1 protein-coding gene is annotated in these 385 nt (G+C 73.0%); it reads left to right on the top strand.

The annotated features are described in order from the left end of the window. Positions 1–385 (top strand): autotransporter-associated beta strand repeat-containing protein (locus tag R5H29_RS00055; RefSeq protein ID WP_332328525.1); only part of this gene is annotated, 385 nt, incomplete at both ends.

Raw genomic sequence — 385 nt, 5'->3', positions numbered from 1 at the left:
AGCACCAGCAGCACGGGCCTGGCCATCGACCTGCAGGGCGGCACCAACCAGCTCCGCATCGAGGGCGGCGCCGCCAGCATCACCGGCAATGTCTCCGGCGGCAGCGCCACCAGCACGCTGACACTGAACCTCGGCTCGGCGGCCAACGCCTTCGCCTATGCCGGGCAGCTGGCGAATTTCGGCCAGGTGGATCAGCAGAGCGGCACCACCACGCTCTCCGGCCAGAGCACCTATACGGGGGAGACGCGGGTTTCCGGCGGCACGCTGCGCCTCGCCGGCGCCAACCGGCTTGCGCGGGCGAGTGCGCTGACGTTGGCGGGCGGAACGCTGGACGTGGAGGCCGCGGGGGCCGACGGGCAGGGTTTCGCCGCGCTGGCGCTGGCGG

Origin of the sequence: Stenotrophomonas sp. A3_2, from assembly GCF_036624925.1 — a bacterium.
Classification (GTDB): Bacteria; Pseudomonadota; Gammaproteobacteria; order Xanthomonadales; family Xanthomonadaceae; genus Stenotrophomonas; species Stenotrophomonas hibiscicola.
The sequence above is the reverse complement of the archived record's forward strand: the minus strand, read 5'-3'. Positions and strand labels throughout refer to the sequence as shown.